Genomic DNA, 26614 nt, shown 5'->3' with positions numbered 1-26614 from the left:
TTTTTTAATAAACATTTTGCTTATTTACCAAAAATATATAAATAAAACTAATTACGAAATATCATGCATAGTTTATTGTAAACGACAAAATATTTCTGGGCTCTTAATTAAATATTCTAAATGGGAAAATTCAGAGAAAATCATAATACGACACGCTTTGTCGCTTTGACCAATATATTTGTATTATTAAACAACAAATGGTTTCCCGTAGTAAGCAATTTAATGATTTTTATATATTTGTCGCCTAGAAAACTAAATAACTTTCAAATTTTATACAAATAATGAAAAATAAATTTATTTCGAGGTTACTTCCCTTAGTGACCATTTTAATCTTGTTATATTCCTGTAGGAATGAACTAATATCAGAACAAGAGACATACAACAACAGCAATCAATTCAGACCAACATCTAAAACAATTAGTCTAGAACAAAGTAAACACAAATTGGTTCTTAAAACTGAATTACAAAAAACACAAACTACTCTTCAAAAGACCAGCATTAGTGTATCAGGGAAAACAATTAATTTCACAAATGGATTTTCTATTAATACAGACAATGTAACTTATATTGAATCTGGACCTACTTTCCACACTTACACATTTAATCTAGTTAGAAAGAATGCTCCTGAAAATGCTCCTTTAGAAAATCTGGTATTGGCTTCTTTACCCGACGGTAGCTATAAAGAACTTTTAGTAACTTATAATTTTACACTACAGGAAAAACTAGACTTACTTTCAGGAAAAGGAGTGAAAACAACAGGAAAAACAACAGCAGTAGAACTTGTAAAAGGAACATATGGAGCGGGCCTTTCCAATAGAAATATGGGAGGTACAGCATCTTGTTCTTACCAAACTGTAGACATGTATTTCTCTTGCTATACAGGAGAACATCACCAAGGTAATGAGAGCTCCTGGGGTGGCTGTAATTGGCAAAATCAAGGAGGATATCCAGCTCAACATCTTACTGTAGTTGCATTAGTCTGCACAGCAAGTACAGCCCTGGGAGATGACGGCTCGCCAGGAGGTGGCGAATTGGGATCTACTACAGGCTTAGGAAGTGGGCCAAATGAAGGGACTCCTACATTGCCGACGTTTGTACTTCCAAAGTATACTCCTTGTGGAAGGATAAAAAAATCTACTAATAATGAAAAATTTAAAGCTAACATAACTGCATTAAAGGAGAAAACAGGTTTCAGTTATGAAAATGGTTATAGATTGGGTACATCTCAAACAGGAACAGAAAACCAACTCTTACAAAATAGGCCTGGAACAAAGCAAGTAGACATTAAATTTTTCCCAAATACATTTGCAATACAACATACTCATTATGATGGTTTATATCCAATATTTTCTCCAGGAGATATTTTACAATTTAATCAATGGATAATTTGGGCGAATGGATTGAATAGTACGCTAACGAGTACGCCTCAAATTCCTTTAAATGACCTTACATATACAGTAGTAACTAGCGATGGTAATTATTTAATGGCTTTTGATGGTACAGATGTTGTCTCTCTTCCTAATTATACAGCAGAACAGTTTGAAGAGTTAAACACGAAATATATTGATTATCTTAGCAGTGCTGTTAAGGTAACAAATGTAAGTGAAGAAGTTATATATGATATGGAGAAATTGGAGAAAGAGTTTTTAAAATTTATGAAAGATAAAATGAATATGGTTGGATTTAAACTATTCAAAATTGATAGTGATGGAACTAATACAGAAATTTACCTTGAAAACGGAAGCAGAAAAACAAGACAATGTCCAAAAACATAAAATTATGAAACAATTATTATTAATATTATTTTCAATAATTATTACAATTTTCTGTAAAGCACAGATTTACCCTCTTAATACAAGCCCAAGTGACATTCCAGACAATGCCTATCTAAAAGATACTAATAATGAACTGGATAAATATGTTGGATTATGGAAGGGCACTTGGAATGGTAAAACACTTTTTTTAGAATTGAAAAAAAATAAATCTTATTCTTCTATTCCTGGAGATACACATCCATATTATCGAGATGAAATTTTGGGAGAACGAAAAATAATCAACGCAAGTGGGATTGTGGAAATAGACAGAATTTCTGATTTTGATTATAAAGCACCAGAGTTTAGAGGAATGGGAATAAACCTAAAAAATGGTCTACAAAAAACTCTTACATTCTCTCCTAAAAATATGTGTAGAAAAACAGCAACATTAATCATTACTAATTTCACTCCAAACCAAGTGACTTTGCACTTTGAATATTTGCCAAGCTTTTATAATGACGTTTGCCAGCACAATGCCTATGTAGAGCAGAATAATGACTTTCCAATGAATTTTCCTAAAGATATCGTGTTGACAAAGCAATAACTTAAATGTCCCTCAACTTTGGATACAACCATTTATCTTCCAGAAACAAAAGATTTGATTTTTACTAAACAGTAATTACGCTTAATATCTTCAACTAAAAAATGATTGGTTCTACTACAGATAGGTAAAGCCAATCATTTTTATTTTAAGCCACTTTTATACTTACATCATACTCAGGCTTAAAACTTGATAAAATATCCTAAAATAGCTTAAAAACACTTACTTTACCGTAGTTCCAGAACAGCAAATTAATCTATATGTTTTACGATATTAATATATTATAATTGAAAATTCATTAATAGTTTCTTGCATTTAAATTACTCCTATTCTCTAAACAATTACAAAATAAGGTTTTTAAAAACAAATCAACCCACTGAAAAACAGCAGGTTGATTATTTCCCTTAGTGACCGCAGAAGGATTCGAACCCTCACTGTCGGAGCCGAAATCCGAAGTTCTATCCATTAAACTATGCAGCCGTGTTCATAAAACAATACGTAATGAGTAATCTCAAAATACCATTGTCATGATTTCGACTGCGAAAATACTGATTTTTTTACAATTTATAAAGCCTGCAAAAGTTTAATTACAAAATCATTGATAAGGTAAATTATCTTTTTGCAACCGGATCAATGGGGAATATTATGAAGAAAAAGAGCAAACATTTAAAGTTCAGATGTTTAAAAAATAAAATATGTAACATTCAAAATAAACTTCAGACTCATACCATAAACATAAAGCACATTTTCGCAGATCAAAAATTATGAAAATTAAAATATTATCAGCCTTTCTGTTTTTCTGGGCAGCTGTATTTTTTGCACAGAATAACCCATCCAATGATGAGTATACCAAAGCTAAAGAAATCATTAAAGATCTCGACTCCATTGTTTCCCCCAATGGGATTCAGGAAAGCTATCCTGTTACCATAGGAAGTATAAAACAGCAGGTATATGTAAGAGGACAGAATAAAGAAAATCCAATTATACTGTTTGTTCACGGAGGGCCCGCCTCTCCTGTAGCTCCGGTTATGTGGATGTTTCAAAGACCCATTGAAGAGTATTTTACAGTCGTTAATTATGATCAGAGAGCTGCAGGAAAAACCTATGCTATTAATGATACCGTTAATTTGGGAAAAACCATACATATTGACCAATATGTAAAAGATGTGATTCAGCTGACGGAATATATTCAGAAAAAATACAATAAGAAAAAAGTAATATTAATGGGCCACAGCTGGGGAACTATTGTTTCCATGAATGCTGCCTTAAAAAGACCTGACCTCTTCTATTCCTATGTTGGAATAGGTCAGATTATCAATACCAAAGATAATGAGCGTTTAAGCGTAGAGTTTGCTTTAAAAGAAACAACCCGTTTAAAAAATGAAACTGCCATAAAAGAATTGAAATCCATTGCACCCTATCCCGGAAATCAGCCGGTTACACGGGAAAAAATTATTATTGCAAGAAAATGGCCGCAATATTATGGTGGTTTAACGGCTTTCAGAAATAATTCACGGTATTATTTCCAGGCCCCTCTGCTCTTCTCAGAATATTCTGAAAAAGATCTTGATGCCCTTGGCGGCGGAAGTCTTTTTACATTGAAAAAACTTTTACCGGAGTTTTTAAACGTTGATTTCAAAACCGTAAAAAATTTCCCTATTCCCGTTTTCATGTTCATGGGACGCCACGATTATACAACCCCTTCTGAACCCACCAATGCATGGTTACAAAATGTAAAAGCTCCTGTAAAAAAAGGAATCTGGTTTGAAAATTCAGCACATTTAATTCCCTGGGAAGAACCCGGAAAAATGCTGGTTACCTTATTGAATGACGTCTTACCAACTGCTAAAGACAAGTAATAAAAAAACCTTACATCCTGAAATGTAAGGTTTTTTGTTTTATTGAAATATCTTAAAGTTTAGAATGTAATTTTCACTCCTCCCAAAATCTGTGCACCAAGGACTTTATAGCCTTTGTACGTCTGGTATTTTGAGCTCAGAAGGTTATTTCCGAGTGCGAAAACGCTGAAGTTTTTGTGAATTTTATACTCTGCAGAAAGATTTAAATCAGCATAGCCACCCACTTTATCGTTTGTATTCTCCGTAGACTGGTAGATTACCGGAGATCCCACTCCTTCAATGGCAAAAGAGTTTGTCGTTCTGTCACTTGCAAAGATTCCTTTAAATCCTAACAATAGTTTTTTGTCAAGCATCGTATATTTTGCCCCGATGCTCGCATTGAACAATGGAACGTTATAAATATTGTCGTAATTCTTAAGATCATACTTTGTAAATCTTAATTCTCCATCTAAAATCAGGTTTGCTAATGGGAAATACTGCACGCTCCCTTTGATATCGCTTACATTTCCATCATCATAGACCGCAGAGAATGTATTGGCAAAGTTATAGGCAGAACGTTCAACAGAGGTATTATCAAAAAGACCATTGCCCTTAAAGAACATAATATCTCTCATCTTTCCATACCCTGCAGAGAAGTCGTATTTCAGCGTTTCGTCAATATCTCCTCTCAATCCTACATAAAAATGATACTTCGTCTCTGTAGGCTTTAAAAACTGATCAGAAAGGATGAATGGATTCGTCTGTAACATATCTCCGTAAGTATTCAGTTTCAGACCTCCGTCTACCCCACCATAGAATTTAAATTCTTTGGCTGCAGCAAACTGAAACTCTGCCTGCGGGAACCAATAGGTCTTATTATTTTTTTGCTGTTCCAGCTGATCATTAGAGTTTTTAGCATTCAGGAAAGAGAATGATGAACCTAACATTAAATAGGAATCACCTTTTCTGAACGTCACTTTCGGAGTCAGGCTGGTATTGAAGAAATTGGAAGAGTTTTTATCTCTGATGGCAAAATCAGTCTTCACCGCATCCAATCCTACTCCAAGATCAGCATTCAGATTGATTCCTGATTTTCCTAATTCTACCGCATGCTTGGAAAAGTTGGCAAGAATGGAAACCTGGTTTTCCTGAGCATCAAAATGATCTTTAAGGAATGATGATTTTACCCTTACATCATTTAAGATTTCATTGGAATAAAAGTCATAATATCCGTTTACTTTAAACTGATTTACTTTTTGCTTCAGATCAAGCTCACCAGTCGGCTGCATCGCATAGATCCCGTAATAATTATAGTTGTCTAAACCATATTCAGCATTGATATTGAATTTTCCTTTTTCTCCGTAAGAGTTCAGGAAAGCACCAATATTGGCAGAAGTCTGTCCGGATTTCCAGTCATACTCTTTTTTAAGACCATTAGTAGAAAGAACGTGAACATCCGCTCCCACTTCAAATTTATTTTCAAGGGTCTTGGAGATGTTTCCATCTACTAAGATTTTACCGTAATTACCCATTCCGAACTGGAAATAATTATTTTGAGCCGTTCCGTCAAATTTCGGAGCAACATCCTCACCCTGAATCGTTGAAGTTTTGAAATCAGAAACAGCGGGAACATCCGTGATGGTATATTTCACAGGAGTCTGCGATTTCTCTTCCGGCGGATAGTTTTTAATGGTTTCCACAGAAGTCTTCTTCTTCTCGATCTTCTTCACTTCCGGCTCTCTTTTTTTGTTAAGAACCAGTTTTTCCTCCTTGATCTGGGAAAACGCCACTGACGAAATTCCTAAAAATAATATGGATAATATTTGAATCTTCTTGTTCATATTTTCTTTATTTGAAAAAAATATATAACGGGTTTTACTTATTGGAAGCAATATAATTGCCTAATAAAGCTTTCCCTGACTGTTTTGAAAAAGTTCTCCCTAGTCTGAATATATTAAACAGCCAAAGGCTTTGATAAACTTGTAATTTGTATTGATAATTTTTCGTTGTACTGTTCTCAGCTACATCATAACTGTAAGAAATATCATACGGAAATCCTGAAGGCAATAACCCGACTGTAAGCATACTCCCAATCATAGGATTTCCACATGGAGGAGTACGGGTAAGCATGGGATGCAGTGTTATTTTAGCTGCATGGGTACTGTCTTCTACAATTTCATAAATATCTGAATGTTTTAAAATCTCAAATTCATTCTTAAGCTCTTTGTTCACTACAAAAGCCTTTTGTTTTGGAAAGTCAGTTTTTGCGCGGTTATACTCTTTAGGATATGCACTGTATGATGGAATGCAGCTCCAGAGTGAAGCCGAAACAAAGAAAGAATAAATAGCAATTTTAAAAACCTTCATGTCCTATTTCTTAATCTGTTTTTTAACTTCTTTTGCTTCTGCAACAATTTCAGGGAAATCCTTATAGTTCGCAATGATCTGATCACATGTATAACTTGCCTGGTAGTTATCCTTCAGGCCGATATAGTTTTTCGCCATCAATACCAAAGCTTTTGCTCCCCAAAATTCTTCTGATGCATAGTTATTGGCAAGCTTAAAGATCGTCTCATTAGAAGATTTGAACGCTTTCCCTTTGTTCTGATAATAGGCTTTTGCATATAAAGCTTCTGCAGCTACTGAAGTGTTGGATGATTTTTCAAGAGAAACATACGCAGACTGTGCATCTTTATCTTTTCCTGAGTTCATCAGACTTCTTGCTTTGATCACTTTCGCAGTTTCAATAACAGCTGCCGAGTTTTTAGAATTAGCAATTACAGCATTGGCTAATTTTTCAGCTTCAGAGAAATTATTTTCTTCTGCATACAGCTTCATCAGCTCAACATTTGCATAATTTTTAATGCTGATATTGGAAGAGTTTTTAATTCCCTCAAGGTACTTTTTCGCTTCTGCAGTATTCCCTTGTGCAATAAAGATTTGAGCTAAACGAGTTTGTGCATCATCCTGGTAATCATTCTGAATTCCAGCAACTTCCTGAAGCACAAGTAAAGCTTTAGTTGAATTATTAGTTTGGTAATAACTTTCCCCCAATTCATACTTCGCCTGGTACAATCCTTCCCCTGTTGGGTTCTGAGTCAGATATTTTTCGTAATAAGAAATTGCATTCTTATAATCTTTCTTCGCAAACAATTGTTTACCTGTTGACAGATTGATCTCATCAATTTCTGCAGCATCTACATTGACACCAATATTTCTTGCGAAGGCTTCATAACCTGAAACATCTCCGTTTTTCGTGAAGACAGGTTTCGCTGCCTGAACAACCTTCTGGGCATATGCTGTATTTTTATACTGCTCACCCAAAGATTTCAGCTCAGAAAGTGCTTTATCATTCTGGTTCTGATCAATATAATTCTGTGCTCTGTAGATTGAAGCATTAGCAATTAAATCTTTATCAGCAGATCCTTTAATCACTTTTCCGAAATAATCATTGGAGTTTGTAAAATCATCCTGAGCAGCATAGGCTGTTCCTATTTCGTATTGAGCATCATCGTAATATTCAGAATCCGGATATTTTGATAAAAGGTTTTTAAGGTTGGTAATTTTCGCCTGAGTATCTCCTTTGAATCCTAAAGCCATTGCTTTTTGGTACAAAGTATAATCCGTTGCATCTTCATTTTTATCATAGATGGCAATCGCTTCATTCAGATCATTATTGGCATAATGAATATCTGCCAGACGAAGTTCTGCATCATTTTTGAATTCCGGCTTCGGATTGGTAAGATATTGTTTGAAATAAGCAGCGGCCTGATCAAATTTCTTGGATTTAAAATAAGCATATCCTAAATCATAAGGAAGCTGTTGTTTTTCAGGGAAGTTTTCGTTCAGAAGCTTTTCATAACGAACAATGGCAGACGGATAATTTCCTTTCTGGTAATACACCTGTGCCAGCCAATATAAAGCTCTGCTGTTAAATTCTTTATTAAGATTGAAACCAAGGCTTCTTAAGAAATACTTTTCAGCCTCGTCATAGTTTCCTTTGTTGAATTCTTCAGTCCCCAATAAATAAGAAACCTCCTGGTCTACTTTATTGATCTCAGGAGTTGAACTCTGTAATCTGTCAATAGCGTTCAGAGTTTCTTTATAGTTTCCGGAATACAGATATGATTTTACCAATAATGATCTCATTTCTGAATCATTAGCTCCATTCTGATTGTCATTGATATAACTTTGGATTACCGCAGAAGGACTTTCAAACGGGTTTCCAATATCATAACTTAATTTAGCATATTGCTCATGAGCCAGCTTTTTCACTTTTGCATCATAATCCATCTGATAAGAAGAACGGAATGCAGAAAGAGCTTCCTGTTTTTTGTCTACTGCCAGATAAGCATTTCCCAACTGGTAGTAAGCATTCTGTGCCAGGGCTGAATTGCTGTTCAGAAGCTGGTTGTAATAAGAAACCGCCTCATCATATTTTTTTAGCTGTGCAGCTACAAATCCCATCTCATACAAATCGTTTTCAGACGGATTCTGCTGTACACTCAGATAATCTTTCAAATGTGGATAAGCAGACGTATAATCATTCTTCATGAAATAACTCTCCCCGATAATCTTATGAACTTCTGCTTTATAAGAATCAGAAATATTTTCGTTCAACAAAGCATTTCCTTCCGTGATTGCCTGATCGTAGTTCTTATCATTGTAATACATCTGTACATAATAAGGACGTACCAGCTTTGAGAACTTATCCTGATCTTTTATAGAATCAAAATACTGGAAAGCTTTATCATTTTGTCTGTTGCTGTAATATAAATGCCCCAACATATAAGCGATTTCTCCTTTTTGAGACTGATCAGCTGTTTTATAAGCTTCCTCCAGGGCATCGATAGCTCCTTTAGAATCACCTGTCATGAATTTCGCATACCCAAGCTTCAGAATATACTGCGTGTTTTCCTCTTTTGAAAGCTGATACTGGTTTACTTTTTTCAAAGTCTCCAAAGCTTTATCAAAATCTTTTTTTGCCAAGTAGTAATCTGCCAATGGAAGATTAGCCTGTGCAAAATAAGCAGAATTCGGATATTCTTTCATGAAAGCGGTTAATCCTTCTTCAGCATGATTTTTCTGAAGAATCACGCCAATCACATTATCAAAAAACTGCGCAGCTTCCTTTTTCGAACGAGACAAGTTCTGATTGTAGAAATATTGTCTTGCATATTCGTATTGAGAAGCGTTGTATATTTTGGTCTGATAAAGATTTTCGGCTAGATTAAACCTGTAATTTTCTTTCTGGGTAAAATATTGGGACTGCTGAGCATCGGAGATTCCGAAATAAACTACTGCAGCCGCTAAAAGTATTTTTTTTGATTTCATTCTTCTTGATATAAGAAAATTAGTCTAAATAAGTTAACGAAAATATTAAAAACTTATTGTTTAAGCAAGTTTTAACAGATTTATTAGGTTTAAATAGCAATTTAGCAATGATGAAAAATTTCTCACCATTCAATGATAAAATTTACTACTTTCGTCTGATAAAATGTAAACAATTTTAATAATAAGTTATCAAAAACATATTTTAAGTTGATACTTTTTCAACAGCAGCTAAAAACATACCATAAACACACTATCACATGAAATTTAAGATACTTTTAGCATTAATTTTTGTAAACCCGCTGCAGGCACAAAAATTTCAGTTTCCAAAGACAGCTGTAACAGACTCTCTTATATTGGAAAAACAGATGCCAGGACTTGCTCTGCAAGTGATCCCTCAACTTCAGTCTGCAAAGTACAAACCGGAAAACAAGATCGACCTTCTGGACAATCTTTTCCGTTTACAGATAGTAGCTCAGGATTATAAAAACTCGTTGGCTTCTCTGTCAGAAAACCGTAATCTCTTTGCCGATCATCATATGGGAGACTATAGATTGATGGGCTTTGAATTGTACAGCATGGCTAAACTGGCACAAAAAGAAAGCAGCCTCTCTTTTTCTGATGCGCTTCAGAAGGCATTTAATCAAAAATATGAAAGCATTCCGGAAAAACTGATTCCCAGATTACCTCTTGCAGTTGACGGCAATGTGAAAGAATCCAGAAAACAAATGAATCAAATACTGGACGCGCAAAAGAACAAAGATAGTATTGATTACAAAACTGCTCTCTCACTATGCAAAAGTTATCTCAACTATAAAACATATTCAAGTATCAAACCCCAGGTGATGAAATTGCTGGCTTCAAAGGATAAGGAAAGATTCATTATTGAAACCAGAGATCTTAAAATAAAGAACGGGAATACCTTAACGATTACCATTGTCAGAAAAAAGGAAAACACTTCCCCACTTCCTGTTATACTTACCAATAATATTTATGCGGGTCCGTTTGATGAATTTTTTGGAAAGAGAGCGGCTACTTATAATTACGTAGGAGTTGTTGTCAATACCCGCGGCAAGAGAAACAGTAAGGATGTAAATGATCCTTTTGAGCATGAGTCGGAAGATGTCTATGAGGTAATAGACTGGATAAGCAGACAGCCATGGTGCAACGGAAAAGTAGGAATGATTGGTGGAAGTTATTTAGGTTTCAGCCAGTGGGCAGCTGTTAAAAAACTGCATCCTGCATTAAAGACGATTGTACCGCAGGTTGCAGTAGGAATCGGGATAGACTATCCGGCACAGAATAATATATTTATGAGCTATATGCTGCAGTGGATACAGTATGTTACCAACAATAAACTTACTGATGAAGTAGACTTTAGCAATTTCGCAAAATGGAATTTAATCAATACAGAATGGTATAAAAGTGGAAAATCATTCAGGTCTTTGGACACGATAAGCGGGAAACCCAGCAAAATCTTTCAACGGTGGCTGGATCATCCGGGGTATGACCAGTACTGGCAGAAAATGGTTCCTTACAAAGAGGATTTCTCTAAAATCAACATTCCAATTCTGACAACAACCGGATATTATGATGATGATCAGATAGGCGCGCTGTATTATTTTAAAAAGCATCATCAATACAATAAAAATGCAGACCATTATCTGGTAATAGGTCCCTATAATCATGGAGGAGCACAGAGTTTCGGCTTTACTTATGTGAATGGCAGCCCTATTGATCCGGCAGCCAGAATAAGTATCGATGACCTTGCATTTTCATGGTTTGATTATATTCTTAAAGGAGGCAAAAAACCGGAAATTTTAAAAGACAGAATTAATTTCCAGGTGATGAATACCAATACGTGGAAACATGTTTCTGATCTTGACAAAATGCATACTTCCACTGTTAAATTCTATCTTCAGGACAAGAAAAACACCTCATCCGTGTTTAATAAACCGGATACCCAAAATTTCACAAAACAAATTGTTGATTTTAAAAACAGAGATCAGAAAGACATTTACTACAAAGTCAGTAAAAAAGACAGTATAAAAATGACTACTTCAATTGCTTTTGAAAGTGAAGTATTGGATAAGGATATGATCATCAGCGGAAACCTTTCAGGATTCTTCAATGTTTCCATCAATAAAAAAGACTTTGATACTGACACCTATCTGTATCAGATTCAGCCGGACGGAAAATCATCTTTATTATCAACTCATATTGTGAGAGCCAGCTATGCAAAGAACAATGAAGTAAGACAGCTTCTTGAACCCAATAAAATGGAGCAGATTCCCATTAATAACTCGTATTTCATGAGTAAAAAAATAGAAAAAGGAAGTAAACTGCTATTATTGGTGGGTGTGAATAAAAACCCTAACTGGCAGATCAATTATGGGACAGGCAAGGATGTAAGTGACGAAACGATAAAAGATTCCGGGGAACCTCTGGAGGTAAAATGGTATAATGACAGCTATGTGGAAATACCTGTTTATAAGGATTAAAACCTTTTGTTTGAGCATTTTTACCTAAATGTTCTTAACAAATGTTAACATCAAAATAAAAAATCATTACATTTGCTTTTTTTCAAATCAAATATAGTTATTGAATGAGTCAACTTTTTAGAAGAAAAATCTATTCAGATACAGATACTTCAACGGGACTTTTAAGAGTCCTAGGTGTATGGGACATTGTATTTTTTGGTATTGCGGCTATTATAGGAGCTGGGAGTTTCAGCAGTTTGGGAGAAGCCGTTTTCAGAGGTGGTCCCGGTGTTATTCTTCTATATTTGATTTGCGGTTTTGCCTGTGGATTTACCGCCTTATGTTATGCTGAATTTGCCAGCAGAATTCCTACCGCAGGTTCTGCCTACACCTATGCCTATGCGAGTTTTGGTGAGCTGATTGCCTGGATAATCGGCTGGGCCCTGATTATGGAATATTCTTTCGGAAATATTTACGTAGCCTTTTCCTGGTCGGACTATTTCACCAGTTTCTTAGGGCGTCTCGGAATGCATATCCCTGATTATCTGACCTGCAGCTATACTGAAGCAAGAAAAGCAGTTCAATATGGTTCAGAAAACAAAGAACTGTTAAATGCCTGGAAAACAGCTCCATTGATTGGAAGTTTGAAATTCATTGTAGACATTCCGGCATTGGTTATCAATGGTTTGATTACATGGCTTTGCTATGTAGGAGTAAAAGAAAGTAAAAACTTCAATAACTCTCTGGTTATCTTAAAGCTAGGTGTAATTATATTGGTTATCCTGGTTGGTTTTTCTTATATCAATACTGAAAACTGGACACCAGTAAGCCCTACTACCGGAACACCATCCTTTATGCCAAACGGCTTTGCCGGAGTAATGAGTGCAGTATCCGGAGTATTCTTTGCTTATATCGGATTTGATGCCTTAAGTGTACTTTCTGAAGAGACCAAAGATCCACAAAAGACCTTACCAAAAGGAATGATTATCTCTCTTGTACTGTGTACGGTAATTTATATTGCCCTAACGCTTGTACTAACAGGGATGGTAGATTATAAAAAGTTTGATGGCGTAGGAGATCCGCTTTCATTCATCTTTGAAAAAACAAATGCTAATGTAGCCTGGATGGAACTTACCGTTTCCTTTGTTGCTATTGTTGCCATTACCACTGTATTATTGGTTTTCCAGATGGGACAGCCGAGAATCTGGTATGCGATGAGCCGTGACGGACTGATGCCTCAGAGATTCCAGAAGGTACATTCAAAATATAAAACTCCTTCTTACGCAACTGTTGTTACCGGAATTGTAGTTGGTATTCCTATCCTATTCACAGATAAAACATTTATCCTGGATTTTACGAGTATCGGAACTATTTTCGCTTTCGTATTGGTATGTGCAGGGGTACTTATGCTTCCGGCCAAAGAGAAAATCAAAGGCAGATTTCACCTTCCGTATGTGAATGGTAAAATTATTTTCCCTGTTGTTTTCATTGGTAGTTTGATGGCTTTCTATAAGTGGCAACCGGAGTTTTTTGACAACCTGATGAACTGGTCAGATCCTAATGAAGGAGAATTCAGAGCTTCTATTTTCTTCTTTATTATCATCAACCTGATCTTATGTGTAGTAGCTTTTGTCAAGAACTTATCATTGATTCCATTGGTTGGATTAAGTTCATGTCTGTATCTACTCACAGGAATGAGCCATGAAAACTGGTTCTGGTTCGGAATGTGGTTCCTGATCGGTATGGTTATTTATTTCTGCTACGGATATAAAAACAGTAAACTTGGAAAAGAATTAAAGAATAGCTAAAAAATAGCAGCAAAACTTCGAAAAGGCAAAATGGCAAAAAAGTCGAACATTTGAACAGACTGATTTGCGATTTTGCCTTTTTTATTTTTTACACTCTAAAAAAATCGGCCGAATTATTGCTATAACTTCAATATAATCAATAAACTAACCTACCATGGCTGAAAGAATTAAAACCTACAGAGAATTTTATCTGTTTTACCTTACTGAACACAGTAAAACAGGAACCCGGATTTTTCATTTTATAGGAACACTGCTCATATTTTTCGTCATAGGATATGTGATCAGTTCCGGAAAGGAAAGATTTCTCTGGTATATTCCAATTTTCGGATATGGATTTGCCTGGTTCAGTCATGCAGTGATTGAGAGAAACAGACCGGCTACTTTTAAATATCCATTATGGTCTTTAATTTCGGATTTCAGACTTTTTTTTGAACTGTTGATTGGTAAGCAGAAATTCTTTACATCCAATAATCAACCACAGAAGCAGGAACAGCCTTAAAGCTTTTTCCAGTTCTTTTTTTATACGAAAAATATTGAGTGTTGGGAAACGCAAAGGCGCAAAAGTTTATACATTTCGTCAATTTTAAGGCGCAAAAAAAATCTAAGATTTTCAGCAAAGAAATATTATCAATTTCCCAGAGATCATTCCGGAGATTTAACATTTTTTCTCATCAGAATCTGCCTAATTTGTAAAAACTTTGAGAGGTTAAGAATATGCAGTTTACAATTTTATCAAAGATAAAATCCTTGCGTCTTACATACACATGGTTTGTAAAAATCTTAGCGCCTTTGTGTGTTCAAAAAAACTTCTACTTATAATTTTTTAATTTTGGGTTTGCTTCACCTTCGGTTCGCAATGACTATAATTCAGTGGGATTTTGTTTATTTGGATGAAGCTTCTTCCCTATCAGATATCCCAATGAGGGCAGAATAAAAGATAATACCACCGGGAATATCAATGAAAGGCCAGAACCCTCAAGACTAATCGTTAGAGGAAAAAGATATCCATTATAAACAATGAGCGCCAATGTAAAAATAAAACTGTCACTATTATTTGTAGAAAGAATATTAAAATGACTTCCAAACTGATCGAATAAACCGGAGCAAGCGAATAAGAAAACATTCAAAAAAAACATCCACAGAACGGTTCTGTAGATCATTCCTTTTTTTGCATTCAGATATCCCGCAAAGATCAAAAAAAGAGATAAAATTCCTGAAATAAAAAAATCTACACCAGAAAAATCTGTTTCTCCGCCAGTTTTTGTAAAGAAATACATTGCATACAGAACAATATTAAGGAGATAGATTATCGTTACATAATTCATTACATCAAAAGTTTACTGTTGGCTGTTAGTATTTTTTCTCAAGGATATCGTAGTGGATGGTGTTTACCACTTTTTCAGCAAGAGCATCTCCTTTTACTTTAATAGGATTGGGAATGTAACTTGAAAAAGTCATTGTGTTATCCTGATTAAGGGTCACTTCCACTTCTTCAAGTATATTTTGCTCATCTACATAAAACTGAATTCTGTTTTCTACGATTCTCCAAAAAGAAAGTCTTGGTTCAGATGGGCTGCAGTCACCTGTTTTCCCTTCTACATAATTATAAATGGCATATCCGTCTTCCCTGATGGCATAATTTCTCATCAGACGGCAGTTATCAAATTCTTTTACCACTTTCTTTTTATTTTCATAAAACCCGGATTCTTTCAGTTTCCAGAATCCTGTAACGTTTTCTTTCTTTAATTTCTGGGCATTCATACAAGATACTGCCATAAGAAAAGCAAGAGAAAATATCTTCTGCATAGATAAATTTGTGTGTTTTATATGATTTTAAATGAATATACAATAATTGGAATAAAGAGTTTCGGCGGGCGGCTCCGCCGCCCGCCGAAACTTAAACCCTAAACTCTAAACTTTGAATTTTAGAATCCAGGCTCTATTTAAATTTCTTCTTAAAACTGAATTTAAGTCTATTCATCAGCCCTGGTTCTATGATGTCAATTCCAATTCCAAAATTGCTGTCTGCAATGGTATGATGGTCTGTTCTGAACTTTTCAAACTCACTTTGCGGAATTTCAAGATTGATCAGAGGGTTGTATTCGATGTATACACTTGCCCCGTTCTTGCTTACTTTTTTACGGCTTTTATAGTCAAAATACGGATTGGCAATGGTGCATTCCTGAACCGTATATTTTTCTTCGGTATCAATCTTCTGATCTGTATAGAGATTAATTTCATACTTTTCGGTATCGAAATTATGCCAGAACGATAAATCTTTATGCATAAAATCTCTTGCACTTGCCTTCACAACATTTCTGTCAAAATACATAAGGAAACGGTTGTTCTGAGGGTCTACATAGTAAGGATTCTCAATGATAGCGGTATATTGAATCTTCACTTCATTCAGTCTTTTATCATCACTTATCACATCAATGGTTGCATCTTTGAATACATTCCGTACATCTGTACCATTTCTGTCACTCGAATAATTTAAGCCATAGAAAAGGAAACTGTTCCAGCTGTCTATAATTTCCCTTTTGTTGGTGCTTTTAAAATACCTTCTCATGGCATTGGCCCTGCTTCCTTTGTAAGTTGTTGACAGAGTAAACTTTCCGACAGTCCCCTGTACATTAAAATCTACTTTTTCGTCAATACAGAAATAAGGAAATTGATAAGGTTTTCTTATCTGGAGCTCCTGATCTTTTTTCACTTCCAGATAATGCATAAAATACATGAATCCTCTGTTTTCAATCAGTCCGAATTCATCACGAATCGTAGCATCAATAAAGTATTCCTGATCTTTATAATTCACTTTTACGACAACATGATTGAAGCTTAACAGTGATGGAAGGTAATATTTGATATAATAATCTGTATTGAAATTCACCAATACAACAGAAACATCCACTCCAATATAATCAAGGATCACTTTTAATAAAACTGATTTCGCTTTACAGTCTCCCTGCTTATTTTCATAGGTTACAGACGGTGCTTGCGGCTTATGTCCATTCATTTCATCCGCATTGAAGATATAATAGATATGGTTCTGAACATATTCTACAGCAAACTGAAGCTTTTCACCCTGATCGGCAATAGCATCCAGCTTTTCAATCAGGTTCGGCGCAAAATCCTTCAAGGAAGAGCTATTGAAAATCTCCTCATAAAGAGGCACAATATAATTGGAAAGGTCTTTCCAGCTGCTTTCGGTAGCAAAGTCCACATAAGGGAAAATTTCTCTTCCTGAATCTACAGGATTAATATAATTCTGTTCTTCTATCACAAACCTCTCCCCTTTTTTCAGATGGTTCGTTTCCGGTTCCAGAACATCTCCCTGCTCATCTCTGAAAAATGTCTTTTTATAGGCAATCGTCTGCTCACGTTCATTGATAAAAGTAAATTTAAAATTGCCATAGGCCCAGTAATTATCCGGACTTACCCATACATATTTTGAGAATTCCTTTCTTAGGAAATCCCGGTCTGTAAATGCTTTAATCCTTGAATCTTCTAAAATCAGTACATCATACAGCCTGAGATCTTTAATAGTAATATTGATCTTTTTATTACTGCTCAAAACTCCGCCGCTGCTCTGGTTTTCGCTGTCAAGAACTTTAATATTCGTATCCGGAATTTTATCTATCAGTACTCCATCTCTCAAAACACTGATCCTGTGAATCTGATAGACTTCATTTTCCTCCACAATGACATCAGACACAGAAGCTCGCTCCAGATTTCCCGGCTCGTTCAGAGTATAAGCCATGCAGACATATTCACTGTTTTCCGTATTGCTCGTGTAATATTTTTTGTCTAAAAAGTAGCAGTAATCACGGCCTTCATCAATTTGTTTTTTGGCAAATTCGGAGTCTTTGATTCTATTTTTTATTTCCTCATCTCCAATATTTCCTGCCCACATTTCAGGTTTTTGAATCCTGTAATTTTCAACTTGCATTTGATTTTCCATATTTATTGTAAGAATTATGTTTTGCGGTTAGTGTTTAAGAACTTCAAATTAAATGATTAAAAAAATAAAAAGCAATAGCAGAAGTACTACAAATTCAGGAAAGCCAAGTTCGGCATGGTAATTGCGAAGTATGGGGGAAAAATCAAGTTTATGAAAAGTATCGCAACAATTCTAAAAGGGGCAGCACCCGCATTAGCATTATTTGCAATGACGCAATGTACAACCACAGCCAATGCATCCACAGGCGATGAAGCCACCTTCATCGTAGGACCACAAACAGCAGACTGTACCAGCGTAGCTCCTATGAAATGTCTGCAGGTAAAAGAAAATGCTTCCGGAAACTGGACCAATTTCTACAGCAATATTGAAGGGTTTACCTATGAACCGGGATATGAATATGTTTTAAAAGTAAAAACTGAAAAAATTGCCAATCCTCCAGCTGACGGATCATCCATAAAATACACCTTGGTAAAGCAGGTTTCTAAAACGAAAAAGAAAGAAATGGCATCCAATGAAAAAACACTTATCGTAGGCCCACAAACCGTAGACTGTTCTGCAGGAGCAGGCCGTATGAAGTGTATGCAGGTAAAAGAAAATGCTTCCGAAAGCTGGACCAATTTCTACAGCAATATTGAAGGATTTACCTATGAACCAGGTTACGAATATGTTTTAAAAGTAAAAACTGAAAAAATAGCAAATCCACCGGCTAACGCTTCTTCCATAAAATATACATTGATAGAACAGGTTTCTAAAACGAAAAAATAATAAAAAAAGCTTCTGAAAATTTCAGAAGCTTTTTTGTTTTATGAAGGAAATGAAGTCTGAAGTTATTTTTGACAATCAAGGAAAATTCTCCAAGGATTCATCTTTCCAGTATTCATACTCTTTTTCCCTATTTTAAAATCCACTCTCTTTTTGAGGTGGATCCGGGTATTTACCTTTAGCTGCCTCACCTACCGTATTTGCAGTAGTCATAGCTACTACAAGATCATTCAACATGCTGCTGGCTGCTGTAGGTGAATTGGGAAGAAGAACCAGGTTGCTTCTGTTACTTGCTCCTATGGAATGCAATGTATCATAATGCTGTGTCACTACGATAAGTGCTGATGCTTCGTGTGAATTGATTTCTACATTATTCAGCATCCTTACAGACTCTTCAAGACCCTTTGCAATTTCTCTTCTTTGGTCTGCAATCCCTTGTCCCTGAAGTTTTTTAGATTCTGCTTCTGCTTTTGCAACGGCTACAATTCGGATTCTTTGTGCTTCGGATTCATATTCTGCAGCAGTTTTTTCTCTTTCCGCCGCATTGATTCTGTTCATCGCATGTTTTACCTGTTCATCCGGATCAATATCAGTAACCAAAGCTTTGATAATATCATATCCATAGCTGTTCATAGCCTCCTGAAGCTCACTTTTTACTGCAATCGCCACATCATCTTTTCTTACAAAAACATCATCAAGTTTCAATTTCGGAACTTCTGCTCTTACCACATCAAAAACAAATGAAGTAATTTGATTTTCAGGATTTTCCAAACGATAATAAGCATCTCCAACCTGATTTCTGATCACCTGATACTGAACAGAAATTTTCATTTTGATGAAAACGTTGTCTAATGTTTTAGTATCAATCATTACATCCAGCTGCTGAATTCTCAGATTCAGTCTTTTCGCAATCTGATCTATGATTGGCAGCTTAAGATGGAGACCGGAATGTTTTACTGCCCGGAACTTTCCAAAACGTTCAATAATCGCTGCGGTCTCCTGCTTAACTACAAAGAACGAAGCGAATAAAATGATTAGCCCGAAGAAAATAACGGGCGCTAAATATATTCCCATAGCTTTTAATTTTTTAATAGGTCGTAATAAATCCTGTTTTGTTAAAACATTTTTATTGGTGTTTGCTTAAATATATGAAAAATAAATCTAAGGTTTAATACATTATCTCCTAATAATCAAGCCCAAGAATGATTGATTATTTTTAAATTAAAATTATCCTGAAAAAAACTTACTTTTGAATATTCATTGCATATCATGGTCAATTCTAAAGAAATATTAAAGAATCACATCTCTAAATTCACTTCTCTTGCTGAAGAACAACTTGATTATGTTTTTGGGCATTTTAACCTGATTACTTTAAAAAAAGGGCAAAGCCTGATCTCGGAAGGTGATTTCGTAAATCATGAATATTTCGTTCTGGAAGGCTGTCTGAAAGCTTTTTATCTTAACGACAGCATGAAAATGTTTATTCTTCAGTTTGCTATGCCGACCTGGTGGGTGACAGATTTTGATGCACTTTACAGTAAAACCAGGGCTACTATTAATGTAGACTGCATTACGAACGCTACTATTCTTTCTATTTCCAACGAAGACAGGGAAAAAATCTGCAATGAAATTCATGAAGTTGAACATTTTTTCAGATGGAGAACCAACAAAGGATATGTAGCAGCACAAAAACGTCTGCTTTCTTTCATGAATAATGATGCTAAATTCCGGTATGAGGAACTTTTGGCCATGTATCCTCAACTGTACAATCTGGTTCCTAAACACCTGATTGCATCTTATCTTGGAGTAACCAGGGAAACCCTGAGCAGACTTCATCAATAAACAACACCCTTACCTCGTCTATCCTCTCTTCTATTTTGTGAGGTACATCACGTAACTTTTTCTTTCAACCGGCTGAACTTTGTGTCATTAATTAAACCCAAATAAAAATGGACACAAAAAATTTCAAAGTCAATAATGAAAACAGTACGATCGACTGGATCGGAAGAAAAGTAACCGGAGCCCACAACGGAACAATCGGTGTAAAAGATGGAAACTTCACATTTGAAGATGGAAAACCTGTATCTGGAAAATTTGTCATTGATACCCGTGCTATCAAAATCCTTGATATCGAGGATGCTGAAACCAATGCTCAGTTTGCAGGCCACCTGACCTCTGACGATTTCTTTAATTCTGATCAGTTTCCTGAAGCTCTTTTTGAAATCACTCATGCTGAACCTGGTGATCAGAATCTGTATAACGTAACCGGAGATCTTACCATAAAAGGGATTACTCATTCTATCAACACAAGTCTGCAGATTGTAACAACGGATAATACGGCTGTTTTAGATGCTAAAATTGTAGTCGACAGAACAAAATTCAATATCAAATTCAGATCCTCCAATTTCTTTACCAATCTTGGTGATACGCTGATCTATAACAATTTTGATTTACATATTCATCTTGTTGCAAAAGCTTACTAACAGAACTTAAAGATTATTTAACCTTAAAAATTTACCATCATGCCATTCATAAAAGTAGATGTGCTTCGCGAAGATCTTAACCGCGAAACGAAACAACAATTAATCAGAAAAATAAGTGAAGCTGTAACTTCAGTTTTGAATAAGGATCCTCATTTGACCCATATTGTGATCAACGAAATCGAAGATGATAACTGGGGATATGCCGGAGAACAGGTTTCAGTATTAAAAGAACAAGGATTTTCAACAGAAAAAAAATAAACATAAAATGAAAAAGCAAACGATAATTGTAACAGGAGCCTCTTCAGGGATAGGATTGGAAACAGCCCGTTATTTCTTAGACAGAGGTGATAATGTAATCATCAATTCACAAACAGCATCTAAATTAGAGGAAGTTTACCATGAGCTGGGAGCCGGAGAAAACCTGGCCATGGTTGCCGGAAATGTATCCGAGAAAACAACGGGAGAAGCCTTGGTAAAAACTGCACTTGAAAGATTTGGATCAATTGACGTTCTGGTCAACAATGCGGGAATTTACGAGAACAAACCTTTTCTGGAAGTCACTGAAGACTATCTGGACCGTTTTTTAACAACCAATTTAAAAGGAACATTCTTTACAACACAGGCTGTCATTCCTCAAATGATCAAACAAAAAGACGGTGTTGTGATCAATGTAGGAACTCCATTAGTATATCATGCGATTGCACAGTCTCCTTCTACAGCGCCTATTTCAAGCAAAGGAGCTATTCATGCACTGACTTTGCAGCTGGCTGCAGAGTTTGGAAAAGAAAATATCAGGGTAAATACGGTCGCTCCGGGCTTGATAAGAACACCGATGCATGGTGCAGGTCTTGATAACAATGCCGGAATGCACCTCATCAACCGTATCGGGGAGCCGGAAGAAGTAGCTCAGATGATTCATGCGATTGCTAAAAACAAATTAATTTCCGGAGCCATCATCAATGTTGACGGGGGAATGGGTGCCGGACATCATTTATCATGAAACTATCATTAATTATAGCATGGCTGCTCAGTTTTCCATTGAGCGGCCATGCACAAAATGTAAAGAATATGAAAACCAACCCAACACCAGAAACTGAAATAAGAAATGTCATTGAAAATTATTATTTCAGAGGAATTTATGAAGGAGATACAGACCTTCTTAGAAAAGCCTTCTATAAAGGAGCTTTGTTTTTCGGAGATGTAGATGGAGTTCCCTATTTCAAAACTGCGGATCAATATATTGAGGGAGTCGGAAACCGTGTAAGTCCGGAAAAATCCGGAAAAGATTTTAAAGCTGAAATCCTTTCTATTGACATCATTAATTCAATTGCTACAGTGAAATTAAATGTAAGAATGTATGATTTTAATTATTATAATTTCATAACTTTCAATAAGATAGACGAAAAATGGCTCATCGTTAATAAGACATTGACCAATGTACACCCTTAATTCAAGTTTTTTTAATTAAAAATCAACAAAATCATGTGGAATAAAAATAGAATTACGGAATTACTGGGTATTGAATATCCTATTCTGCAAGGTCCTTTTGGCGGAGGTCTTTCTACAGTTGAGCTGACAACAGCAGTGAGCAATCTTGGCGGACTAGGCGGATTCGGAGCGTATACTTTGTCACCGCAGGAAATTTATGATATTCACAAAGAAATACTAACGAAAACGGATAAACCTTATAATCTTAATCTCTGGGTAAACGATCACGATATTATTGATAAAGAACATACAAAAGACCAGTATCAAAAGGCCATTGAAATTTTCAAACCTTATTTTGATCTTTTAGACACGGATATTCCTTCACCTCCACTCTCTTTTGAATCAAGATTTCAGAATCAGCTGAGTGTTATTTTTGATATCAAACCTAAAGTTTTCAGCTTTATGTTTGGATTGATGGATGAAAGTATCATCGAAGATCTTCATCAGCAGGGAACTGTTATTTTGGGAACTGCAACAACCTTGGATGAAGCTGTTGCTCTGGAAAAAACCGGAGTGGACGTTATTGTGGCTTCCGGCTTTGAAAGTGGCGGCCACAGACCTTCGTTTCTGGATCAGGCTGAACTTTCTACAACAGGAACTTTCGCTTTGATTCAACTGATAAAGGATCGGGTAAAAATTCCTGTAGTTGCAGCGGGAGGTATTGTCAACGGGCGTGGAATTGCCGGAGCTTTCCAACTGGGCGCAGAAGCGGTACAGATCGGAACGGCATTTCTGGTCACTGAAGAATCCGGAGCTTTACCGATACATAAAGAGTTTTTGTTTTCTGATGCAGCAAGATCTACCGCTCTCACCAGAGCGTATACCGGAAGATTAGGACGCGGAATTACCACAAAAATATCCCGGGATGTATTGGCTGCCACTGACAAAACATTACCATTTCCTTTACAGACCCATTTTATGGGCGCACTGAGAAAGGCTGCTTTGGAACAGCAAAAGCATGAGCTGGTATTTTTCTGGGCAGGTCAGATTGCCCCGCTTTTAAAGCATAAAAAAGCCTCCACTTTAATGCAGTCATTAATTGAAGAGGCTTCTGAATTATTGAATAAATAGAATTTACACGGTCATTCCGATGTCTATTCCTTTAATTTTTCTATATAAATCGGTAGCATAGTTATCAGTCATTCCTGAAACGAAATCAATTACTCCGAGAACTTTCTGATAATCGGTACCATCATTGTAAATGAATTGCTTTGGAATTAATTTCAAAGCTTTTTCATCATAAGATTTTCTATGGTCTTCCGGTTTCAGAATGGAAGGAATAAAATGATCCAGCAATTCATACATTACATTATATCCTGCATTTTCAATTTCTACAACCGCTTTATGATTATAGATTTTTTCTACGGAGAAACTTGCAATATCCTGCAGTGCTTTATTTTCTTTTTTATAGATATCAAGTAAGCCGTTGCCAAGATTGCCTTCAAGAATCGTTTCAAAGTTATGTTTGTACATCTCAATCGACTTATTGATCAGAGCATTGATTACTTTTGCTCTTAAGTAAGAAATCTGTTCGTTTTCGTTGGAGATAGAACTTAGCTTTGTTTCAATTCTCTGAACATCATTTGTTTCAGATTTTACCAGTTCAAAAAATAAATTTTTACAGTCTGCTGTTGAAACAATTCCCAATCTGTGGGCATCTTCCATATCAATGATGTTGTAGCAGATATCATCAGCAGCTTCTACCAGCCATACAAAAGGATGTCTTTTGAAAATATAAGGTTCTTCACTTTCAGAAATAAGCTGGGTTCCTTTGGCAATTTCAAGGAATATGTCTTTTTCATTCTGGAAAAACCCGAATTTCTTCCTGTGAATGATTCCTTTTTTCTTGGCTACAGCCTCACAAGGATATTTTGCAATACTTGCCAGTGTGGAGAAAGTAAGCTGAACACCTCCCGCATCTTTCCCTTGCTGCTGCTGTGCCAGTACTCTGATCGCATTGGCATTTCCTTCAAAGTTAACCAGATCCGCCCACTCTTTTTCATTGAATTTTGACTTCAGGTCTCTTTCATTCCTTTCAAAATAGCTTGCAATGGCATCTTCTCCAGAATGTCCGAAAGCAGGGTTTCCGACATCATGACATAAACATGCAGCTGCAATTACGTTTCCCAGATTATAGAGATAAAAATTCTTTGAATCTTCAGTCAGTTCACTTTTAAAATCTTCAGCAATAAATTCACCGATAATACTTCCTAAACTTCTTCCTACAGATGATACTTCCAGAGAATGGGTAAGTCTGTTGTGTACAAAAACACTTCCGGGAAGAGGAAAAACCTGCGTTTTATTCTGTAGTCTTCTGAAAGCAGAAGAGAAGATAATTCTGTCGAAATCCCTTTGAAAATCAGTTCGTGAAGCTTTGGTCTGTGGATTGTTTCCTGTACGTTGATTGGTGAAAATCTGGTTTAAATTCATCATTTTTCAAAATTACTCCAAATTTTAATTGTATGGAATAGTATTTGGATTTTTATTAAACAGATCTGTCATTCAAAAAATCTATAATAGTAAACGTTTTTTAGGGATCGGAAAGCTTGAAGAAATATTCTACATTTGATGCAACTAATACAACCGAAGAATACTTACAGTTTTTCTTTATCCAAATTTTAAAATTCTTTTACAATGACGGACAACACATGGCTCAAAAGATGGGACGAAAGGTATAGCAGCGAAGAGTTTGCGTATGGAACAAAACCCAACAATTATCTGAGAGAACAACTTACTCTATTAAAACCAGGTAAAATACTTTTCCCCGCAGAAGGTGAAGGCCGAAATGCTGTTTTTGCGGCAACTCAGGGATGGCAGGTTTCAGCTTTCGATATCAGTGCCAATGGCAGAAACAAAGCGTTACAGCTTGCTGAGCAACACGGAACTACAATTGATTATCGGGTGGGAGAACTTTCAACTCTGAATTATCAGGAACAACAGTTTGACGCTATTGCTCTGATCTATGCCCATTTTCCGGGAGATATTAAATCTTCCATTCACCAAATGCTCAATCAGTATCTGCGTAAAGGCGGTTTTATTATTTTTGAAGCTTTCAGTAAAAGCCACTTGGAGTATATTGCAAAGAATGAAAAGGTTGGCGGGCCAAAGGACGTTGAATCCTTATTTTCTATTGAAGAGATTAAGGCTGATTTTCCGGATTATAACATTATTGAATTGGCAGAAACAGAAATAGAGCTCAATGAGGGATTGTTTCATAATGGAACAGGCTCTGTAATCCGTTTTGTCGGACAGAAACTGGTCTGAATATTTTAAACAGGTTTATTTTGGGATAAAGCTCAGATTTTATTTGGTTATGGAATATTATTTGAATCTTTATCTCAAAATAAACGTATGCCTGAAGGTCCATCCATCATATTAATGAAAGAAAGCCTGCAGCCATTTGCAGGTCAGCAAGTAACAGAAGTTTCAGGAATTGCCAAATTCGAGAAAGAAATTTTCATTGGCCAATCCCTTCTGGAAATCCGCACTTTTGGAAAACAAACTTATCTCGTTTTTGAAAAAGCAGCGATCCGGATTCATTTATTAATGTTTGGTTCTTACAGCATTGATGAACAAACCAAACCGGATAAAAGCTTGCGTTTAGCATTGTTTTTCTCTACGGGAAGCATTTATTTTTACACCTGTTCTGTAAAGTCTGTAGACCTTGAATTCCTCTCCACAATTGATTGGGAAGCAGATGTAATGAGCGATCAGTGGAATCCTAAGAAAGCCGAAGAGAAATTAAAATCCAATCCGAAAATGATGGTTTGTGATGCATTGATGAATCAGGATATTTTTTCGGGTGTCGGCAATATCGTTAAAAACGAAGTGCTTTTCAGAATTGGAGTACAGCCGGAAAGTCTGTTGGGAAATCTACCTGTCAAAAAAAGGAAAGAACTTATAGCTGAAGCCAGAAATTACAGTTTTGATTTCCTGAAATGGAAAAGAGAATTTGTTTTGAAAAAACACTGGCTCGTTCATACTAAATCTATATGTCCGGTATGTGGACAGAAATTGATCAAAAAACAAACGGGTGTTGGAAAAAGAAGAAGCTTCTATTGTGAAAAAGATCAGAAACTTTATTAGATTAATTAGCTAAAGCTGTTGA

The 26614-nt window shown here is 35.8% G+C and carries 23 protein-coding genes and 1 tRNA gene; 15 read left to right on the top strand and 9 right to left on the bottom strand.

Translation table 11 applies throughout. The features are described from left to right. Positions 1-281: 281 nt before the first annotated feature. Both ACPF63_RS06975 and ACPF63_RS06970 read left to right on the top strand, forming a co-directional pair. Positions 282-1775, top strand: a complete 1494-nt coding sequence (locus tag ACPF63_RS06975; protein ID WP_426482513.1) for a hypothetical protein — start codon at positions 282-284, stop codon at positions 1773-1775. Between the two features lie 4 nt (positions 1776-1779). After that, positions 1780-2358, top strand: coding sequence for a DUF6705 family protein (locus tag ACPF63_RS06970; RefSeq protein WP_426482512.1), 579 nt, complete (start codon positions 1780-1782; stop codon positions 2356-2358). A gap of 405 nt (positions 2359-2763) precedes the next feature. On the opposite strand, the gene ACPF63_RS06965 is transcribed toward ACPF63_RS06970, so the two are convergent. Then, positions 2764-2835, bottom strand: a tRNA-Arg gene (locus tag ACPF63_RS06965). 284 nt (positions 2836-3119) lie between these two features. On the opposite strand from ACPF63_RS06965, the gene ACPF63_RS06960 reads away from it, so the two are divergent. Next, entirely contained in the window at positions 3120-4214 is a 1095-nt protein-coding gene (locus ACPF63_RS06960) for an alpha/beta hydrolase (protein WP_426482511.1), read from the top strand. Positions 4215-4273: 59 nt separating this feature from the next. On the opposite strand, the gene ACPF63_RS06955 is transcribed toward ACPF63_RS06960, so the two are convergent. The 3 genes from ACPF63_RS06955 to ACPF63_RS06945 are packed head-to-tail and all read right to left on the bottom strand — an operon-like array spanning position 4274 to position 9527. Continuing rightward, positions 4274-6034: a TonB-dependent receptor gene (locus ACPF63_RS06955; RefSeq protein WP_426482510.1), complete on the bottom strand. Its 1761-nt coding sequence runs from the start codon at positions 6032-6034 to the stop codon at positions 4274-4276. Positions 6035-6068: 34 nt separating this feature from the next. Beyond that, complete coding sequence (locus ACPF63_RS06950) at positions 6069-6560, bottom strand: hypothetical protein (protein ID WP_426482509.1); 492 nt, start codon at positions 6558-6560, stop codon at positions 6069-6071. Positions 6561-6563: 3 nt separating this feature from the next. Next, on the bottom strand, positions 6564-9527 hold the full coding sequence (locus tag ACPF63_RS06945) for a tetratricopeptide repeat protein (RefSeq protein ID WP_077416570.1): 2964 nt from the start codon (positions 9525-9527) through the stop codon (positions 6564-6566). A gap of 257 nt (positions 9528-9784) precedes the next feature. Here ACPF63_RS06945 and ACPF63_RS06940 point away from each other — a divergent pair, with 257 nt between their 5' ends. From ACPF63_RS06940 to ACPF63_RS06930, 3 genes are all read left to right on the top strand, one after another. Then, positions 9785-12025, top strand: a complete 2241-nt coding sequence (locus ACPF63_RS06940; protein ID WP_426482508.1) for a CocE/NonD family hydrolase — start codon at positions 9785-9787, stop codon at positions 12023-12025. A gap of 104 nt (positions 12026-12129) precedes the next feature. Then, positions 12130-13812 (top strand): APC family permease, encoded by a 1683-nt coding sequence (locus ACPF63_RS06935; RefSeq protein ID WP_426482507.1) that lies wholly within the window; start codon positions 12130-12132, stop codon positions 13810-13812. A 154-nt stretch (positions 13813-13966) separates the two neighbouring features. Continuing rightward, positions 13967-14311 carry a DUF962 domain-containing protein gene (locus ACPF63_RS06930; protein ID WP_077416564.1) on the top strand — a complete coding sequence of 115 codons (345 nt, stop codon included), beginning with the start codon at positions 13967-13969 and terminating at the stop codon, positions 14309-14311. Positions 14312-14672: 361 nt separating this feature from the next. Here ACPF63_RS06930 and ACPF63_RS06925 read toward each other — a convergent pair whose 3' ends face one another. The 3 genes from ACPF63_RS06925 to ACPF63_RS06915 form a co-directional block, all read right to left on the bottom strand. Continuing rightward, positions 14673-15137, bottom strand: a complete 465-nt coding sequence (locus ACPF63_RS06925; RefSeq protein WP_426482506.1) for a hypothetical protein — start codon at positions 15135-15137, stop codon at positions 14673-14675. A 25-nt stretch (positions 15138-15162) separates the two neighbouring features. After that, positions 15163-15618 carry a lipocalin family protein gene (locus ACPF63_RS06920; RefSeq protein ID WP_077416560.1) on the bottom strand — a complete coding sequence of 152 codons (456 nt, stop codon included), beginning with the start codon at positions 15616-15618 and terminating at the stop codon, positions 15163-15165. A 133-nt stretch (positions 15619-15751) separates the two neighbouring features. Further along, positions 15752-17773: a hypothetical protein gene (locus ACPF63_RS06915; RefSeq protein ID WP_426482505.1), complete on the bottom strand. Its 2022-nt coding sequence runs from the start codon at positions 17771-17773 to the stop codon at positions 15752-15754. Between the two features lie 150 nt (positions 17774-17923). Between ACPF63_RS06915 and ACPF63_RS06910 the strand changes: the two genes are divergently transcribed. Further along, positions 17924-18538 carry a DUF4377 domain-containing protein gene (locus tag ACPF63_RS06910; RefSeq protein ID WP_426482504.1) on the top strand — a complete coding sequence of 205 codons (615 nt, stop codon included), beginning with the start codon at positions 17924-17926 and terminating at the stop codon, positions 18536-18538. 132 nt (positions 18539-18670) lie between these two features. Here the strand turns inward: ACPF63_RS06910 and ACPF63_RS06905 are convergent, their stop codons facing one another. Further along, positions 18671-19609 (bottom strand): SPFH domain-containing protein, encoded by a 939-nt coding sequence (locus ACPF63_RS06905; RefSeq protein ID WP_077416554.1) that lies wholly within the window; start codon positions 19607-19609, stop codon positions 18671-18673. A 195-nt stretch (positions 19610-19804) separates the two neighbouring features. Here ACPF63_RS06905 and ACPF63_RS06900 point away from each other — a divergent pair, with 195 nt between their 5' ends. The 6 genes from ACPF63_RS06900 to ACPF63_RS06875 all read left to right on the top strand — a co-directional run bounded on the left by ACPF63_RS06900 (position 19805) and on the right by ACPF63_RS06875 (position 23577). Continuing rightward, positions 19805-20377 carry a Crp/Fnr family transcriptional regulator gene (locus ACPF63_RS06900; RefSeq protein WP_426482503.1) on the top strand — a complete coding sequence of 191 codons (573 nt, stop codon included), beginning with the start codon at positions 19805-19807 and terminating at the stop codon, positions 20375-20377. A 107-nt stretch (positions 20378-20484) separates the two neighbouring features. Further along, a complete protein-coding gene (locus tag ACPF63_RS06895; RefSeq protein WP_426482502.1) occupies positions 20485-21018 on the top strand; it encodes a YceI family protein in 534 nt (177 codons plus the stop codon). Positions 21019-21057: 39 nt separating this feature from the next. Continuing rightward, positions 21058-21276, top strand: coding sequence for a tautomerase family protein (locus ACPF63_RS06890; RefSeq protein WP_047377560.1), 219 nt, complete (start codon positions 21058-21060; stop codon positions 21274-21276). A 7-nt stretch (positions 21277-21283) separates the two neighbouring features. Beyond that, positions 21284-22018 carry an SDR family NAD(P)-dependent oxidoreductase gene (locus ACPF63_RS06885; protein WP_426482501.1) on the top strand — a complete coding sequence of 245 codons (735 nt, stop codon included), beginning with the start codon at positions 21284-21286 and terminating at the stop codon, positions 22016-22018. Next, positions 22015-22467 carry a nuclear transport factor 2 family protein gene (locus ACPF63_RS06880; RefSeq protein WP_426482500.1) on the top strand — a complete coding sequence of 151 codons (453 nt, stop codon included), beginning with the start codon at positions 22015-22017 and terminating at the stop codon, positions 22465-22467. Before ACPF63_RS06885 ends, ACPF63_RS06880 begins: the two co-directional genes overlap by 4 nt. 33 nt (positions 22468-22500) lie before the next feature. Continuing rightward, the gene (locus tag ACPF63_RS06875) at positions 22501-23577 is read left to right on the top strand and encodes an NAD(P)H-dependent flavin oxidoreductase (protein WP_426482499.1); all 1077 of its coding nucleotides are present in this window, start codon (positions 22501-22503) and stop codon (positions 23575-23577) included. A gap of 3 nt (positions 23578-23580) precedes the next feature. On the opposite strand, the gene ACPF63_RS06870 is transcribed toward ACPF63_RS06875, so the two are convergent. Next, complete coding sequence (locus tag ACPF63_RS06870; RefSeq protein ID WP_426483201.1) at positions 23581-24936, bottom strand: deoxyguanosinetriphosphate triphosphohydrolase; 1356 nt, start codon at positions 24934-24936, stop codon at positions 23581-23583. A gap of 204 nt (positions 24937-25140) precedes the next feature. On the opposite strand from ACPF63_RS06870, the gene ACPF63_RS06865 reads away from it, so the two are divergent. Together ACPF63_RS06865 and ACPF63_RS06860 are read left to right on the top strand one after the other, a co-directional pair. Continuing rightward, positions 25141-25770, top strand: coding sequence for a class I SAM-dependent methyltransferase (locus ACPF63_RS06865; RefSeq protein WP_426482498.1), 630 nt, complete (start codon positions 25141-25143; stop codon positions 25768-25770). An 87-nt stretch (positions 25771-25857) separates the two neighbouring features. After that, positions 25858-26592: a DNA-formamidopyrimidine glycosylase family protein gene (locus ACPF63_RS06860; protein WP_426482497.1), complete on the top strand. Its 735-nt coding sequence runs from the start codon at positions 25858-25860 to the stop codon at positions 26590-26592. The last annotated feature ends 22 nt before the right edge of the window (positions 26593-26614 follow it).

Source organism: Chryseobacterium sp. R2ACT005, from assembly GCF_049949215.1.
GTDB lineage: Bacteria > Bacteroidota > Bacteroidia > Flavobacteriales > Weeksellaceae > Chryseobacterium.
Note: the sequence above shows the minus strand (reverse complement) of the source record. Positions and strands in the feature narration are given on the sequence as shown.